We start from the raw sequence: 14,277 nt of genomic DNA, 5'->3' as shown, positions 1-14,277 counted from the left end.
GGCAAGCGACGCTTAAGGATAGTCTCAACTGCGGCCAGAGCTTTAGCCTGGCCGCAACACTTTGCGCGCGACGATGCTCCGAAATTTCGGGCAATGGATCATCGTCATGATTAACGGATTGCTGAATTACGGCGCAAATCGCGTGATGAGCTTCGGGCTCGTCGCTCTGGGCGTCGGCGGTTTCTACATTTACGACCGCTATGACAAGAACGCCAATTACCTGCCGGTCCAGGCGCGCGTCACCAATGTGCAGGAAGTCTGCTATCTTGAAAAGCGCGCCGGACGCACGAGGACGACGTCGGACACGCTCGCCTGCGACAAGGCGCAATATCTCGCGAAGAATCACCCGAGTTGGCAGGACTTCACGGTGAAATACAAGGTTACGGTCGATTACGACTATGTCTCGCCGGTCGACAACCGCACCCATTCCGGCAAGCAGACGCTGGCCGCCTACCCGGACGGCAAGAAGATATACCGTGGGGAGATCTTCAACATCCGCGCCTCGAAGACGGATCCGAACAAGTCCCGCGAGAGCTGATACCGCGGCTCAGCCCGCGCTCTTGCCGCCCTCGATCGAGCGCACGTCGGCCGTCGATGGCGCCCTGATGCTCGAATTGAGCTTGCGCAGCATCGTCAGGCAGAGCTCTTTGACGGCCTCGTCCTTGATCGTGTCCGTGAGTCTGGCGACATGATAGAAGGCCATGGCGCGCTGGGAAACGAGATCCTCGTAGCTGAAAGGATCAGCCAATCCGTTCATTTCGTCGCTGGTGTCGTCGGACATTACGATACGTCGCCTCAAGGTTGAGCATCTCATATATGCGCCGCGGACCTGGATTCAAAGCTCGCAGGGCTTCGGGGGTCGAATTTCGGGGGACGGCCCTCCTTCCGCCCGCTCCCCAGACTTCTTGCGGAGCGTTCTCGCCGCGAAACAGCGCCACGATCCGGGCGCCCTTTACACTCGCCATCCGGCGCGGCCCGCGGCTATAAGCTGAGCGGCGTTGGAGGGACAAATATGGTCGGAGCGGACGACGGCGCACAGTGGGTCGATCATGAGTGGCGCGACGCGGTGCTTGCGGAGCTGCATGCGCGCCCTTTCCTGCCGCTGAAGGTTCCGCGCCGCATTTATCATTTCGCCTTCGCGACCAACCACCAGGAGGCCGCCGCCGATCGCGCCGCGATCGAGCAGCTGGCGTGGAGCCAGGGCGCCAACGGGCCGGCGCCGGACGCGAAGTTTCATTATTTCATATTCGGCCAGTGGCGGCTGCGCTGGGAGCAGCACACCGAATTCACCACCTACACCTGGTCGACGGCCCTCGACGCGGCGGCGCCTTTCAGCCACCCCGATCCGCTCGCCACGGGCGAGATTTCGTTCCGCCCGCCGGGCCGAGTCATCGTCAAGTCGCATCTTTGCGTCGTCGATCGCGACCGGCCGCTCGAGGAGCTCGCGGGCGTCTTCAATTCACAGAGCCTCTGCGTCATCGGCGTCGGCAAGGAATGCGCCAATGTGCTGACCGATTTCGCGGTCGATCCTTATGGCTTCACACGCTTCGCGATCCGCACGCTGCACGCCTCGACGCTGGAGGCGGGCCGCCTTGCGCAGCGCGTGCTGGAGGTCGAGACCTATCGCACCATGGCGCTGCTCGGCCTGCCGCTCGCGCGGGAAGTGTCGCCGCAGTTGCGCGCCATGGAGCAGGACCTTTCCGCGATAACGCAGGCGCTCAGCGCGGGGCACGATCCGCGCGCCAATCAGGACCTGCTCAGGCGTCTGTCCGATCTTCTCGCCCGAAGCGAAGCGCTGTCGACGCGCACCGGTTTTCGCTTCGGGGCGAGCCGCGCCTACAACGCATTGGTGAAGAACCGGCTCGAGCTTCTTCAGGAGGCCAAGGAAGGCCAATATGTGACCTTCTCGAATTTCCTGAGCGCCCGCTTCGATCCGGCGATCGAAACCTGCAATGCGGTCGAGGCGCGGCAAATCCGCTTTTCCAGCGACGTCGGACGCGTGACCAATCTGATGCGCACCGGCGCGACGCTCGACATGGAGCGCCAGAACGGCGCGCTGCTCGACGACATGGTTCGCCGCACGCGTCTGCAAATGCGCCTGAACCGCATGGTGCAGGGCATATCCATGGCGGGCCTCGCCTATTATCTCGTCGGGCTTTTCGCCTATTTCGCCAAGGATTTGAAGGAATTGGGCCTGCTGCCCGCGGGAATGTCCGCCGAAAAAGCGGCGGCGCTGGCGCTGCCGGTGTCGCTGCTTATCGCCTGGGCCTATATGGCGCGCGTGCGGTTTCTGTCGAGCCGCGCGGCGAAGGAAGAACGGGTCGAATGACGCCAAACCTCAAGCTTTTGCTTGTTCTCGACAATTTTTTATGGGTACAGCTTTCATGTTAGCCATGCCTGGGCAGATTTTCGAGAGACGCTCTCATGTGGAGACTGGTCCGATCCATCGCTTTGCTGGTCGCCGCGCTTTCCATCTGCGGCTGCCAGTCCGTCTCTCCGGCGGCCAACGTCATTAATCCCGGCGCGTCCGGCGGCGGCGGCTCGGCGCTCGACATTTTCTATGTCACCAACCGCGCGTCGATCGCGCGGGAGGACGGGACCGTCTCCTACAACTCGGGGCGTTCACATGCGCTGGCGTTCGGCGAGGTGGCGGTGTCTGGCCGAGACGCCGACGCAGCGTTTGTCGCGCCGCCGGTCGAAATGGGCCGCTTCCCGGCGACGCCCTACGGGTTGGAGCGCGTGAAAGGCGGCATCCGGCGTGAGTCCGGGACCGTCGCGGCGCATGAACGCTCGGTGGCCGACATGCAGAGTGAGATCCAGCGCCGGCTCGCCGCGACGAGCCGCAAGGAGATCGTTGTCTTCGTCCATGGCTACAACAACAGTTTCGAGGACGCGGCGAAATCCGCCGCGCAGCTTTGCAACGATCTCGGGCCGCAGGATTTCGTCTGCATCGCGCTGACATGGCCGGCCGGCGGATCGAAGGGCATCCTCTTCGGCTACAATGTCGATCGCGAATCCGGCGAGTTCGCCGTGATCGACATCCGCAAGGCCATTCGCGTCATCGCCGGCACGCCGGGGCTGAAGCGACTGCATTTCCTCGCCCACAGCCGCGGCACGGACGTGCTGACGTCGGCCCTGCAGCATCTCGGGATCGAAGCCTATGTGACGCAGGGTTCCCTGTCATCGCGGTTCAAGATCGCCAACGTAATCCTGGCCGCGCCCGACATCGACATCGACGTGGCCGTCGCAAGATTGTTCGGCGTCCCGTCGGATCCGGACCTGTCCTATGGCCGCGCGCCCCGGCGAAGCGTCGTCTTCAATCCCGGCCAGTTGCACTTCACCGTCTACTCATCGACTGGCGACAGGGCGTTGAGCCTGTCGAAGTTCCTGTTCGGCAGCCAGTTGCGCCTCGGCCTCCTCGACGCGCATGCAGATCCGGGTGAAACGAAATTCATGACTAACGCGGCGGGCGTCGCCGATTTCATTTCCTCACAGGGCGGCGGCGGTCTCATCGGGCACAGCTATTTCCTGTCCGATCCGGCTGTTCGCGCGGATCTCGTCGCGCTCATTCGCGATGGCAAAAAGGCGGGCGATCCGGGACGGTCGCTGGTGGAAGTGGAAAGACCCTTCTGGTACCTGCCCGACCGCCCGGTGACCACGCAGTGACTTCAAACCTCGACCTGGCCTTTTGTCTGGACTATGCCCCCGCGATGCGCAACAGAGGGTAGAGATAACCAAGCGCGAGCAATTCGAGGCTGTAATGACAACAATGAATGAAGGGATTTCCGGTCGACGAATGCAAACTTGCCGGAGGCTGTCGCGCGGCGCGATTGCGGGGCTTCTCGCGCTCGGCGCCGTTGCTGCGGCAAGCGCAGAGGAACGGCCCACGACGCCGCCCTCGGGCAAGATCAGCATTCACCAGGTGCAGGTCGCCTTCCTCGCATCGGGCGCCGTCGGCGGCGGCAAGCTGACCTACAAGGGCCGCACTTACAATTTCAAGCTGGGAGGGCTGGGCGTCGGCGGCATCGGCGCTTCGCGTCTCAATGCGTCCGGCGAAGTTTATGGACTCGATAATATTTCCGACTTCCCCGGCCCCTATGCCGCAATTCGTAGCGGATGGGCGCTGGGCGACATGGGCAAAGGCAGAATGTGGCTGCGCAACGCCAAGGGCGTCATGCTGAGTCTCGCGGGAAAACGAGAAGGCCTGCAGACGGCGCTTGGCGCCGAAGGCGTCGTGATCGAACTCGAATAGTCGGCGGAATCGGCGACAGCGCCCTATTCCACATCGAGCGGCGCGACGCCCTTCGGCGCGCCGTTCTCGCCGAGCGTGATCTTTTCGACGCGCGCTTCGGCCTCGGCGAGCAGTTTCTCGCAGCGCTCCTGCAGCGCCTTGCCGCGCGCGTAGAGCGTAACGGAATCATCGAGCGAAACCGAACCTTTTTCCAGTTCGCCGACGATGCGCTCGAGTTCCTGCATGGCTTTCTCGAACGGCATTGCCGCAATGTCCGCGCTCGCGTCCGCTGCTTTGCTGGTCATGGCTCCTCCTTCGCGCAGACGCGCTTGAAGCAAATTCCCCGAATTTGCTTTCGCTTCATGTTGTGTGGCGCGTTCGGACAAAAAACCGCATACGCTTTTTCCTGAACACGCCTAGTGGTCGTAGGGCTCCGCATGGCCGACAATCCGCAGGATCGCCGGATATTCGTCGCGCATGCGTCGCTCGATTTCATCGACCGCCGTGTGAACCGTCTCGACAGATTCGGTCGGGTCGACGCGGCAATGATATTTGACGACCCATCCGCCGGAAGTGTCGCGCACACGCACGTCGTGCACGTCGGCGATATAGCCGACCGCCTCGCTGCTGCGCACAAGCGCGGCCTCGATTTCCGCGACGACGGATGGATCGACGTCGCGACCGATCAGCACATGCGGCGCGAGCGGATCGATGTGAGTCTCGATCTCGACGTCGGCGCCGAATTCGTCGCGGATCGCACGCTCGAAATCGGTGGCGATCGCGTGCGCGCGGCTGATCGGCATGGCGCCGTCGAGTTCGATGTCGAGGCCGATCGACAGTCGGTCGCCGATCTGTTGCGCGATGATGTGATGCGCGGAAAGATGCCGCCGCGCGGCGACGAGCATTGTGCGCTCCACAACCGTTTCGTCATCGAGCGCGCGCGCGTCGAGCGCAAGGGTGACCCGCGCCTGCGGCGCGACGGAAGCGATTGCTGCGCCGACCGCCTCCTTGATGCGCGCCGCCTGCTCGACGCGCAAGCCGCGCGCGACGCCGATCGTCGCTTCGCCGATCACATCGGCCCCGACGGTGCGCAGTCGCAGTTCGTCCAGAGATATGACGCCCGGCGCTTCGGAAATCGCCTTTTCGATCTCCGACGCAAGTTCGCCCGGCGCCGCGTCCAGTAGCGTGCTGATGGTGCGACGGCCAAGTCGATAACCGGCGACGGAAATGAAGGCCGCGACGCCGAAGGAGGCGATCGCGTCGCCCTGCATGAATCCGAAATGGGTGGCGACGATCCCGAGAAGCACGAGGATCGACGACAGCAGGTCGCTCGCGAAATGCAATGCATCGGCGGCGAGCGCGTCGCTGCGCTCCTCTTGCGCAATCGCGCCCAGTTGGCGCGAACGAACGAAATCGACGAGGATGGAAACGCCGAGCACGCCAAATACCGGCCAGCCGGCGTCGATCTCGACATGCGCTTCGCCCAGGCGGCGGATCGCCTCGCCGACGACGAGCAGGGCGAGGCCGAAGAGAAATCCGGTCTCGACGAGCGCGGCCAGCGCCTCGTATTTGCCATGTCCATAGTGATGCTCGGCGTCGGCGGGCTTCTCCGCCTCCCGCACCGCAAAATAGGTCAGCACGGTGGCGCCCGTGTCGACGAAGGCGTGGCCGGCCTCGGAGAGCAGCGCCAGCGAGCCCGACCACAGGCCGGCGGCAAGCTTGGCGGCGGCCAAAAGCGCGCTCGCCGCGATCGAGGCCTTGGCGGCGGCGACCTTGCGGCTCTGCCCGGCCGCCTCCGCTGTCGCGATATCTGTCATGGAATGGCCTCATCTGGCCGCAGGCTGGGGCTCATGCCGCATGACCTAGCAAGGCCGGCCCGCCGACGCAAACCGCGCGAACCCCGGCGCGGAGCGCTGCGAAAATGCTATGATGCGCCGCTTCAACCGGAGACCCATGATGAAGTTCCTGCATACGATGATACGGGTCGGCGATCTTGACCGTTCGCTGCATTTTTTCTGCGACATTCTCGGCCTGAAGGAAATCCGTCGCATGGAGAACGACAAGGGCCGCTACACTCTGGTCTATCTCGCGGCGCCCGCCGACGCCGACCACGCGCGCGAGACCGACGCGCCATTGATCGAACTGACCTATAACTGGGACGAGCACGAATATGGCGGCGGGCGCAATTTCGGCCATCTCGCTTTTGCCGTAGACGACATCTACGAAGTCTGCTCGAGACTGCAAGCGGCCGGCGTGACAATCAACCGGCCGCCGCGCGACGGGCACATGGCCTTTGTGCGCACGCCCGATAATATCTCCATCGAGCTTCTACAAAACGGAAAGTCGCTGTCGCCCGCCGAGCCCTGGGCCTCGGCGCCGAATATTGGCGTGTGGTGAGATTTGCGCGCGGCGCTGGCGCCGCGCTGCGCCATGCTATTGCGTCGCACAGGCATGTGAGCGGGCGCAGCAACGAATTTTTTGAAAGCGCGGAAACTTTTCTCGAAGCTGCGAGTTTACCCATGAGCGGCTCTGTAATCATGCGCGCGTTGAGTTCGAGGCGCATCGATACGGGAGTCAACGCTGGTCGTCTTTCTGTCACAGGCGAGACGTAAAGCGGGCCGTGATGATGCGCTCCTTGACGGCGCGTCAAGCCAAAGCCGCGGTGAAGAATTCTCGCGGCGAGTCGTTCACCATAATAGAAATTCGAGGGATCGTTGGCGGATCTGACGATCTCCATACATGCAAGGTTCATGTTGAAGTTTTACAATCCAGAATGGAATCGCCCTATGTCCGCCGGCGGCGGCGGGACGAAGAAAAAAAGCGAAGGGCTGGAACAACAAGGAAAGCGGAGGTCGCCATGGTGATCGCGGATCTGATCCATTCCTGTTCCAACGAAATGGTCGCCAAGGCGGCGCTTTCGTGCATCGGTGGCCGCTTCGCCGAACGGGTCCGCGTCGCTGCCCATGAGAAGGGTGTGGAAGTCGGCAGATTCGTCGTCATCGTCGTTCGCGAATTCGCGCGCCGAGCTGACGATTCGGCTTTTGAAGCCCTTCGCGAAAAAATCTCTGGCGCCGATCAGCCCCTGCTCCATGGGCTGCGCGCTGTTCTCGAACCGGCATTGGAAGATAGCGCGCTTTTTTTCGATGACGAGGCGTCCATGGGGCGCCCCTATGTCGTCGGCGTGAGCTGCAAAGGAATGCATCAGCTCCACTGAACGGGCGCGCAACCGCGAACCCAACAAAAGCGGCGTCGTCAACGATGTCGCTTTTTCCTTTTTTGGGCCTATATCTTCGCGATACGCTCCATCGACCCGGAAAACATGACGCATCTTCTCGATCAGGCGCAGATCGCCGCAATTCTCTCCACCTATGGCTATTGGGCGATTTTCGTCATCGTCGCGATGGAGAGCGCGGGCCTGCCGTTACCGGGCGAGACCATGCTCGTGGGCGCGGCGATCTATGCGCGCCTGTCGGGCGCCATGTCGATCGAGACGATCGTTTTCGCCGCCGCGGCGGGCGCCATCGTCGGAGACAACGTCGGTTACTGGATCGGGCGAAATTTCGGCGTGAAGATGCTGGAGCGCCATGGACGCCGCATCGGCCTCGGGCCGGAGAAGCTGCGGCTCGGCCAATATCTCTTCTACAAATGGGGCGGGGCAATCGTTTTCTTCGGCCGCTTCATCTCGATCCTGCGAATCCTCGCCGCGCTGCTGGCCGGCGCCAATCGCGTGCCGCCGGGACGCTTCATGTTCTACAATGCGACGGGCGGCGTCGTGTGGGCGGCGGTCTTCGGTTTCGGCGCCTTTTCTCTCACCGCCAGCTTCCAGAAGGTCGAAGGCTCGATCACGACGACGGCGGGCATTGCGCTTCTCGTCGGGCTTTTCCTGCTTTGGCGTTATTACAAGCAACATGAGCAGCGCCTGATGCGCCAGGCCGATGACGTGATGAGCCAGCGCGCCGAACCGTGACTATTCGAAGCGGGGTCCGCGTCTCGCGGTCGCCAGGGCGCGATCGAGATCGCGGGCGAGTTCGGCTTTCTGCTCAGGGCCGAGAAAGGCGCCGATTTCGACGATCTCCCCGCGCGAAACCAGCGCCACGCTCTGCGTGCCGAATTCCTCATGCACATCCTGCTGCAGCCGCACCCACGATGGGTTGAATCGCCACTCGCGCCGCCGCCCGCCGACGTCCACCTGCGCGAAAACCAGCTCCAGCGCTGTCAGGTCGAGCGTCTCATAGGCGCCGGCGGAGCGAAAGCTGATTCGGAAGGCGATATAGAGCGCCAGCGCGTCGAGCCCCATGAAGCCCGCGACCGGCCAGGCGCCCATGAAGAGAAAGGGCAGCGCGAAAACGAGTTGCGCGACGCAATAAACAACGATGAACAGATAGAAGGCGCGCGGCGTCATCGAGCGATGCGGCGAAAGCCGCGCCTCATAGATTTTTCGCTCGAACGGGTCGGACATCCCTGCTGCCCAGCGCTTTCGCCTCTGCGAAGACAAAGATATAACGCGTCAATGGCGGTAAAAACCACCCAAAAGCGAAAGCCTGCGGCGCGGCGGCGGCTACCGGCGGCCGAGGCCGCGCGCGTCGAGGCGATTTTTGCCCGGCTGCGCGAGGCCAATCCGGAGCCCAAGGGCGAGCTTTACTATACGAATCCGTTCACCCTGCTCGTCGCCGTCGTGCTCTCCGCGCAGGCGACGGACGCCGGCGTCAACAAGGCGACGCCCGCGCTTTTCGCCATGGCCGACACTGCGGAAAAAATGGTCGCGCTCGGCGAGGACCGGGTGCGCGAAGCGATCAAGACGATCGGGCTGTTTCGCTCCAAGGCGAAGAATGTCGGCGCCCTGTCGCAGCTGCTCATCGAGCGCCATGGCGGCGACGTGCCGCGCACGCGCGAGGAGCTGACGGCGCTTCCCGGCGTGGGCCGAAAGACGGCGAATGTCGTGCTCAACATCGCCTTTCACCAGCCGGTGATCGCGGTGGACACGCATATCTTTCGCGTCTCCAACCGCCTTCCGCTCGCGAAAGGCGCGACGCCCGAGGCGGTCGAGGCGGGCCTGGAGTCCATCGTGCCGGAGGAATATCTCCTGCACGCCCATCATTGGCTGATCCTGCACGGGCGCTATGTGTGCAAGGCGCGCAAGCCGGAATGTCCGCGTTGCCTGATCAACGATCTTTGCCGCTTCAAGGGGAAGACGGTCTGACCCACGCCATGTGACTTCCTCTCTTGCCGCGCTCCCGTGGCGAGATAAGCTCGACCGCAATGGGTAACGAACAAGGGAGCGCCCAATGCTGAAGAAATCCGCCATCGCCATCGCCTGCCTGTTTGCGGCGGGGGCCGCCCGCGCCGATGGCGTCGACCTCAAGGGCTTTCACGCCAAGGTGAAAGCGGAGCTTGCCGACCTCGGACATCTCTCCGAACTCAACGGCAAATATCGCATCCGGGTGACGGAAGTGAGCATGGACCCTGCGGGCTACATGCATGCGCATCATCACATCGGTCCGGGCCTGCGTTGCATCACCTCCGGCGAATTGACCTATGAGATCGGCGGCAAGACGACCGTCTACAAGCCCGGCGACTGCTTCACCGAGACGGGCGCCATGACACATGAATCGAGCAACGCGGGATCGGTCCCCGTCGTGCTCCTGAACTTCGAGCTGCTGCCCGCGTCGCTGCCCGAGGGCAAGGGATCGCTAATGCCCGTGCCGCCGCATGACGCGGACCATTCGCACCCGGCCCAATAAAGGGCGGGAACGGCGCGGCTCAGTCGGCCGATCGGATCGTCGCTGCGTCGGCGCCGTTCCAACGGCAGATCAGGCCGCCGCGTCGCGCCTCCAGAACCGACACGAGCGCGACGACGCCGCCCTGCGCGCCAACCTCTTCGACCCGCGTCGTCACGTCTGCGGGCGAGAAGCGCTCGGGGCGGCCCGCCGCCGCGGCGGCCTGATTGCAGGCCTCCAGCAGATCCCCGCGGGCGCGGCCCTCGATCGGCGCCAGGCGTTCTTTTTCGTCTTTCGGGACGAGTAGCCAGATGAGGAGAGTCGCGACGGCGGCCAAGGCCAGCAGAACGCCCCACCTGATCATTGCGCGCCTCCCTCTAAAGCGTCTTTCCCAATCGCCCGGCCAGATCGAGCACATATTGCCACGCCACGCGCCCCGAGCGGGCGCCGCGCGTCATGGACCATTCGAGCGCCTCGGCGCGGATGGTCGCCTCGGGAGCGTCCAGCCCGTAATGGCGGGCGTAGCCGAAGACCATGGCGAGATAATCGTCCTGACTGCAATTGTGGAAGCCGATCCAAAGGCCGAAACGATCGGAGAGCGAAACCTTCTCCTCGATGACCTCGCCGGGGTTGATCGCCGTCGCCGCCTCATTCTCCATCATGTCGCGCGGCATGAGGTGGCGGCGGTTGGAGGTGGCGAAGAAGAGCACGTTTTTCGGCCGCCCCTCCACGCCGCCCTCGAGCGCGGTTTTCAGCGCCTTGTAGCTCGTCTCCGGCCCGTCGAAGGAAAGATCGTCGCAAAAGACGATGAACTGGAACGGCGCGCCAGCCAAGGCGCCGAGGAGGTCCGGCAGCGCCTCGATGTCCTCGCGATGGATTTCGACGAGCTTGAGGCGCCCCTCCCCGGCCAGAGCGCCATGCACGGATTTCACCAGCGACGACTTGCCCATACCCCGCGCGCCCCACAGCAACGCATTGTTGGCGGGCAACCCTTTCGCGAAGCGGCTGGTGTTGGCGAAAAGAATGTCGCGCTGGAGGTCGATCCCCTCCAGAAGGTCAATGTCGACGCGATTGACACGCCGCACCGGATGAAACGCCCCGCCAGCCGCGCGCCAGACAAAAGCCTCCGCGGCGGAGAAATCCGGGGGCGGCGGCGCGGGCGGCGCGAGGCGCTCGAGGGCGTCGGCGATACGGGCGAGACAAGCGGCGACATCCTTCTTCGACATGAACGGTCCTTGACGTCTGGGGCTGATTTACCGGGCCAGCCGGATTATACCGTAGCGCAGCAGCCGCCTAGACGGCCAAGCAAGGAAACGCCTTTTGACGCCCGACGCCGCCTCCCTCATCGACCGCGCGAAAGTCATCATCGACCCCGCCGACCCCGAAAGGGCGCAGAAGGGGCTCGAACGGGCGCTGGAGAAGGACGCCGCCGCAGGGGGCGCGCTCTCGGCGGTCATGGCGGAGCGCCCGAAAGCGCGCGACCTGCTTTTCGGCGTGTTTGGCTCCTCGCCCTATCTCACCGATCTCGCAACGCGCGATCCGGCCCGCCTCGCCGCCGCGTTGACCTGCGATCCGGCGCAGCGCGTTGCGCAACTCATCGAGGCGACGCGGGCGATAGAGACCGACGATGAAGCGGCGTTGATGCGCGAATTGCGGCTCGTCAAGCAGGAGGCGGCGCTCGTCATCGCCATCGCCGATCTCTCCAAGGTCTGGGAGACGCTGCAGGCGACCGAGGCGCTCACCCGCATCGCCGACGCCACGCTTTCCGCCGCCGTCCGCTTCACGCTGCGCGCAGCCTCTCTCGCCGGCAAGATCGAACTCGCCGACATACGCGATCCGGAGCGCGGCTCCGGCTGGATCTTTCTGGGCATGGGCAAAGGCGGCGCCTACGAACTCAATTATTCCTCCGACATCGACCTCGTCGTCTTCTTCGACCGCTCGCGCGCGCGGCTCGCCGACCCCTCAGAGGACGTCGATTTCTTCGTGAAAATGACGAAGCGCATTGTCAAGATCATGAGCGAGCGCACGAGCGACGGCTACGTGTTCCGCACCGATCTGCGCCTGCGCCCCGATCCCGGCGCGACGCCAATCGCAATCCCGCTGGAGGCGGCGCTCAGTTACTACGAAAGCATGGGCCAGAACTGGGAGCGCGCGGCTTTCATCAAGGCGCGGCCCGTCGCGGGCGATATTTTCGCGGGCGAAGAGTTTCTAAAGGAGCTCGCGCCTTTCGTGTGGCGCAAATATTTCGACTTCGCGGCCATCGCCGACGTTCATTCGATCAAGCGGCAGATCCACACCCACAAGGGCCATGGGAAGATCGCCGTCGTCGGCCACAACATAAAACTCGGCCGCGGCGGCATTCGAGAGATCGAATTCTTTACGCAAACGCAGCAGCTCATCACCGGCGGGCGCGACAAGAGCCTGCGCGGGCGCGCGACGCTTCCCATGCTCGATCAGCTTGTCGACAGCGGCTGGGTGGAGGCGCGGGCGCGTGACGAATTGCGCGAGGCCTATCTTTTCCTGCGCGACGTCGAACATCGTATCCAGATGGTCGCGGACGAGCAGAAGCATACGCTTCCCGACACGGAAGAAGGCGTCGCCAACATCGGACGCATGATGGGATTCGCCGGCTACGCCGATTTCGCCGAGGCGTTGCTGAAGCGGCTGGACATCGTGCAGGGACACTATGCGCGCCTCTTCGAAAGCGCGCCGGAGCTTACTTCCGAGACCGGCAATCTCGTCTTCACGGGAGACGACGACGATCCGGGCACGATCGAGACGCTCGCCAATATGGGCTTCGCGAATCCGAAGACCGTCACCGCGACGATCCGCGGCTGGCACTTCGGCCGCTATGCCGCAACACGTTCGACGGTTGCGCGCGAGCGCCTCACCGAACTCACGCCCAAACTGCTCGAAGCGCTGGCGGCGACGGAGAACGCCGATCAGGCCTTTCTCGCTTTCGACAAGCTGATCTCGAAACTGCCGGCGGGCGTGCAGCTTTTTTCGCTGCTCGTCTCTCAGCCGCGGCTGCTCAATCTCCTCGCCGCGATAACCGGTTCGGCGCCGAAGCTTTCTCAGACCATTTCGCGCCGTCCGCGCGTGCTCGACGCGCTGATGGAGCCCGCCTTCTTCGAGACCGTGCCGACGCAGGCCGAACTGGAGCAGCGTCTCGCGGCGCAATTCGGCGAAGCCAGCTCTTACGAAGACGCGCTCGATCGCGCGCGCATTTTCGGACAGGAGCAAAAATTCCTCATCGGCGTCCGCGTGCTCACCGGCTCCGTGTCCGTCGCGGAGGCCGGCCAGGCCTACACGCGGCTCGCGGAAACGCTGATCTCGGGCCTTTTCCAGCGCGTCTGCGAGGAGTTCGAAAAGGCGCATGGCCGCATCGAGGGCGGCGCGGCGGCGGTCGTCGCCATGGGGAAACTCGGCGGCCGCGAGATGACCGCCGCATCCGACCTCGACCTCATGCTGCTTTACGATGCCGATCCGCTCGCGGAGTCCGTCGGCGGCGAGCGCTCGGTCTCCACGCCGCAATATTACGCCCGCCTCACCCAGCGCCTCATCACCGCGCTGTCGGCGCCGACCGCGGAGGGCCTGCTCTACGAAACCGACTTCCGCCTGCGCCCCTCGGGCAACAAGGGGCCGATCGCGGTCAGCCTCAGGGCTTTCGCCGATTATCAGGAGAACGAGGCCTGGACATGGGAGCACATGGCGCTCACCCGCGCCCGCGCTCTCTCGGGACCAGCGGATTTCTCCGTCCGCGTCGAAGAGGCGATCCGCACGGCGCTGACGCTTCCGCGCAGCCCGGAAAAACTCAAGTCCGACGTGCTCGCGATGCGCCGGCTGATCGAAAAGGAAAAGGGTTCGACGAGCCCCTGGGAGGTGAAGCAGGTTGCGGGCGGGCTCATCGACATCGAATTTCTGGCGCAATATCTGATGCTGCTGCACGGGCGCCAACACCCCGAAGTCTTTTCGACCACGACGCCCGACGCCCTGCAGAAGCTCCGCGACGCCGCCTTGCTCGACGCAGGCGCGGCCGAGGCGCTGATCGCCGCCTACCGCCTCTATCAGGGCCTCATGCAGCTGCTGCGCCTCGCCGTCGACGACGCCTTCCGCCCGGCGGACGCGCCGCGCGGCCTCGCCGAACTCCTGCTGCGCGTCGGGGACTCGCCCAACCTCTCGCATCTCGAGGCGCTGCTGGGCGAAACGGAAAAAAAGACGCGCGAGATATTTGTCAACATCGTCGGGCCGGTTCGGGGCGCGCAGCTTTCGGGCGGAAGGGAGTTGTCAGAGACGCCGCCTCGGGCATAGATACGCCAAATTCGTCAC

The 14,277-nt window shown here is 64.0% G+C and carries 16 protein-coding genes; 10 read left to right on the top strand and 6 right to left on the bottom strand.

What is annotated here, in order from left to right:
- Nucleotides 1–73 precede the first annotated feature (73 nt).
- Nucleotides 74–538, top strand: a complete 465-nt coding sequence (locus tag LG047_RS16775; protein WP_158497357.1) for a hypothetical protein — start codon at nucleotides 74–76, stop codon at nucleotides 536–538.
- A 9-nt stretch (nucleotides 539–547) separates the two neighbouring features.
- Here LG047_RS16775 and LG047_RS16770 read toward each other — a convergent pair whose 3' ends face one another.
- Nucleotides 548–781, bottom strand: coding sequence for a hypothetical protein (locus LG047_RS16770; RefSeq protein WP_036286301.1), 234 nt, complete (start codon nucleotides 779–781; stop codon nucleotides 548–550).
- A 231-nt stretch (nucleotides 782–1,012) separates the two neighbouring features.
- Between LG047_RS16770 and LG047_RS16765 the strand changes: the two genes are divergently transcribed.
- The 3 genes from LG047_RS16765 (at nucleotide 1,013) to LG047_RS16755 (ending at nucleotide 4,252) form a co-directional block, all read left to right on the top strand.
- Nucleotides 1,013–2,329: a DUF3422 family protein gene (locus LG047_RS16765; RefSeq protein WP_227967894.1), complete on the top strand. Its 1,317-nt coding sequence runs from the start codon at nucleotides 1,013–1,015 to the stop codon at nucleotides 2,327–2,329.
- 95 nt (nucleotides 2,330–2,424) lie between these two features.
- Nucleotides 2,425–3,666 (top strand): alpha/beta hydrolase, encoded by a 1,242-nt coding sequence (locus LG047_RS16760; RefSeq protein WP_227967893.1) that lies wholly within the window; start codon nucleotides 2,425–2,427, stop codon nucleotides 3,664–3,666.
- 94 nt (nucleotides 3,667–3,760) lie between these two features.
- Nucleotides 3,761–4,252, top strand: a complete 492-nt coding sequence (locus LG047_RS16755) for a hypothetical protein (RefSeq protein ID WP_144259774.1) — start codon at nucleotides 3,761–3,763, stop codon at nucleotides 4,250–4,252.
- A gap of 23 nt (nucleotides 4,253–4,275) precedes the next feature.
- Here LG047_RS16755 and LG047_RS16750 read toward each other — a convergent pair whose 3' ends face one another.
- Together LG047_RS16750 and LG047_RS16745 are read right to left on the bottom strand one after the other, a co-directional pair.
- Nucleotides 4,276–4,536 (bottom strand): exodeoxyribonuclease VII small subunit, encoded by a 261-nt coding sequence (locus LG047_RS16750; protein WP_036286296.1) that lies wholly within the window; start codon nucleotides 4,534–4,536, stop codon nucleotides 4,276–4,278.
- Nucleotides 4,537–4,647: 111 nt separating this feature from the next.
- On the bottom strand, nucleotides 4,648–6,048 hold the full coding sequence (locus LG047_RS16745) for a cation diffusion facilitator family transporter (protein WP_227967892.1): 1,401 nt from the start codon (nucleotides 6,046–6,048) through the stop codon (nucleotides 4,648–4,650).
- 139 nt (nucleotides 6,049–6,187) lie between these two features.
- On the opposite strand from LG047_RS16745, the gene gloA reads away from it, so the two are divergent.
- The 3 genes from gloA to LG047_RS16730 all read left to right on the top strand — a co-directional run bounded on the left by gloA (nucleotide 6,188) and on the right by LG047_RS16730 (nucleotide 8,198).
- On the top strand, nucleotides 6,188–6,628 hold the full coding sequence (gene gloA, locus LG047_RS16740; RefSeq protein ID WP_227968519.1) for a lactoylglutathione lyase: 441 nt from the start codon (nucleotides 6,188–6,190) through the stop codon (nucleotides 6,626–6,628).
- A gap of 226 nt (nucleotides 6,629–6,854) precedes the next feature.
- Nucleotides 6,855–7,445: a hypothetical protein gene (locus LG047_RS16735; protein WP_227967891.1), complete on the top strand. Its 591-nt coding sequence runs from the start codon at nucleotides 6,855–6,857 to the stop codon at nucleotides 7,443–7,445.
- A gap of 105 nt (nucleotides 7,446–7,550) precedes the next feature.
- Complete coding sequence (locus LG047_RS16730; RefSeq protein ID WP_036286292.1) at nucleotides 7,551–8,198, top strand: DedA family protein; 648 nt, start codon at nucleotides 7,551–7,553, stop codon at nucleotides 8,196–8,198.
- On the opposite strand, the gene LG047_RS16725 is transcribed toward LG047_RS16730, so the two are convergent.
- On the bottom strand, nucleotides 8,199–8,690 hold the full coding sequence (locus LG047_RS16725) for a DUF2244 domain-containing protein (RefSeq protein WP_227967890.1): 492 nt from the start codon (nucleotides 8,688–8,690) through the stop codon (nucleotides 8,199–8,201).
- Nucleotides 8,691–8,741: 51 nt separating this feature from the next.
- Here LG047_RS16725 and nth point away from each other — a divergent pair, with 51 nt between their 5' ends.
- Both nth and LG047_RS16715 read left to right on the top strand, forming a co-directional pair.
- Nucleotides 8,742–9,431: an endonuclease III gene (gene nth / locus LG047_RS16720; RefSeq protein ID WP_227967889.1), complete on the top strand. Its 690-nt coding sequence runs from the start codon at nucleotides 8,742–8,744 to the stop codon at nucleotides 9,429–9,431.
- 85 nt (nucleotides 9,432–9,516) lie between these two features.
- Nucleotides 9,517–9,972: a cupin domain-containing protein gene (locus tag LG047_RS16715; RefSeq protein ID WP_051134422.1), complete on the top strand. Its 456-nt coding sequence runs from the start codon at nucleotides 9,517–9,519 to the stop codon at nucleotides 9,970–9,972.
- A gap of 19 nt (nucleotides 9,973–9,991) precedes the next feature.
- Here the strand turns inward: LG047_RS16715 and LG047_RS16710 are convergent, their stop codons facing one another.
- Together LG047_RS16710 and LG047_RS16705 are read right to left on the bottom strand one after the other, a co-directional pair.
- Nucleotides 9,992–10,312: a hypothetical protein gene (locus LG047_RS16710; protein ID WP_036286285.1), complete on the bottom strand. Its 321-nt coding sequence runs from the start codon at nucleotides 10,310–10,312 to the stop codon at nucleotides 9,992–9,994.
- Nucleotides 10,313–10,325: 13 nt separating this feature from the next.
- On the bottom strand, nucleotides 10,326–11,174 hold the full coding sequence (locus LG047_RS16705; protein ID WP_227967888.1) for an ATP-binding protein: 849 nt from the start codon (nucleotides 11,172–11,174) through the stop codon (nucleotides 10,326–10,328).
- Nucleotides 11,175–11,268: 94 nt separating this feature from the next.
- On the opposite strand from LG047_RS16705, the gene LG047_RS16700 reads away from it, so the two are divergent.
- A complete protein-coding gene (locus tag LG047_RS16700) occupies nucleotides 11,269–14,259 on the top strand; it encodes a bifunctional [glutamine synthetase] adenylyltransferase/[glutamine synthetase]-adenylyl-L-tyrosine phosphorylase (RefSeq protein ID WP_227967887.1) in 2,991 nt (996 codons plus the stop codon).
- Nucleotides 14,260–14,277: the final 18 nt, after the last annotated feature.

Source organism: Methylocystis sp. WRRC1, assembly GCF_020733155.1.
Taxonomy (GTDB): Bacteria; Pseudomonadota; Alphaproteobacteria; order Rhizobiales; family Beijerinckiaceae; genus Methylocystis.
This window is presented reverse-complemented; position numbering and strand designations above follow the sequence as displayed.

Bases quoted from the DNA above. Each gene is read 5' to 3' on its own strand.
- LG047_RS16775 (WP_158497357.1), top strand. From the start codon at position 74: ATGCTCCGAAATTTCGGGCAATGGATCATCGTCATGATTAACGGATTG.
- LG047_RS16770 (WP_036286301.1), bottom strand. From the start codon at position 781: ATGTCCGACGACACCAGCGACGAAATGAACGGATTGGCTGATCCTTTC.
- LG047_RS16765 (WP_227967894.1), top strand. From the start codon at position 1,013: ATGGTCGGAGCGGACGACGGCGCACAGTGGGTCGATCATGAGTGGCGC.
- LG047_RS16760 (WP_227967893.1), top strand. From the start codon at position 2,425: ATGTGGAGACTGGTCCGATCCATCGCTTTGCTGGTCGCCGCGCTTTCC.
- LG047_RS16755 (WP_144259774.1), top strand. From the start codon at position 3,761: ATGACAACAATGAATGAAGGGATTTCCGGTCGACGAATGCAAACTTGC.
- LG047_RS16750 (WP_036286296.1), bottom strand. From the start codon at position 4,536: ATGACCAGCAAAGCAGCGGACGCGAGCGCGGACATTGCGGCAATGCCG.
- LG047_RS16745 (WP_227967892.1), bottom strand. From the start codon at position 6,048: ATGACAGATATCGCGACAGCGGAGGCGGCCGGGCAGAGCCGCAAGGTC.
- gloA (WP_227968519.1), top strand. From the start codon at position 6,188: ATGAAGTTCCTGCATACGATGATACGGGTCGGCGATCTTGACCGTTCG.
- LG047_RS16735 (WP_227967891.1), top strand. From the start codon at position 6,855: ATGATGCGCTCCTTGACGGCGCGTCAAGCCAAAGCCGCGGTGAAGAAT.
- LG047_RS16730 (WP_036286292.1), top strand. From the start codon at position 7,551: ATGACGCATCTTCTCGATCAGGCGCAGATCGCCGCAATTCTCTCCACC.
- LG047_RS16725 (WP_227967890.1), bottom strand. From the start codon at position 8,690: ATGTCCGACCCGTTCGAGCGAAAAATCTATGAGGCGCGGCTTTCGCCG.
- nth (WP_227967889.1), top strand. From the start codon at position 8,742: ATGGCGGTAAAAACCACCCAAAAGCGAAAGCCTGCGGCGCGGCGGCGG.
- LG047_RS16715 (WP_051134422.1), top strand. From the start codon at position 9,517: ATGCTGAAGAAATCCGCCATCGCCATCGCCTGCCTGTTTGCGGCGGGG.
- LG047_RS16710 (WP_036286285.1), bottom strand. From the start codon at position 10,312: ATGATCAGGTGGGGCGTTCTGCTGGCCTTGGCCGCCGTCGCGACTCTC.
- LG047_RS16705 (WP_227967888.1), bottom strand. From the start codon at position 11,174: ATGTCGAAGAAGGATGTCGCCGCTTGTCTCGCCCGTATCGCCGACGCC.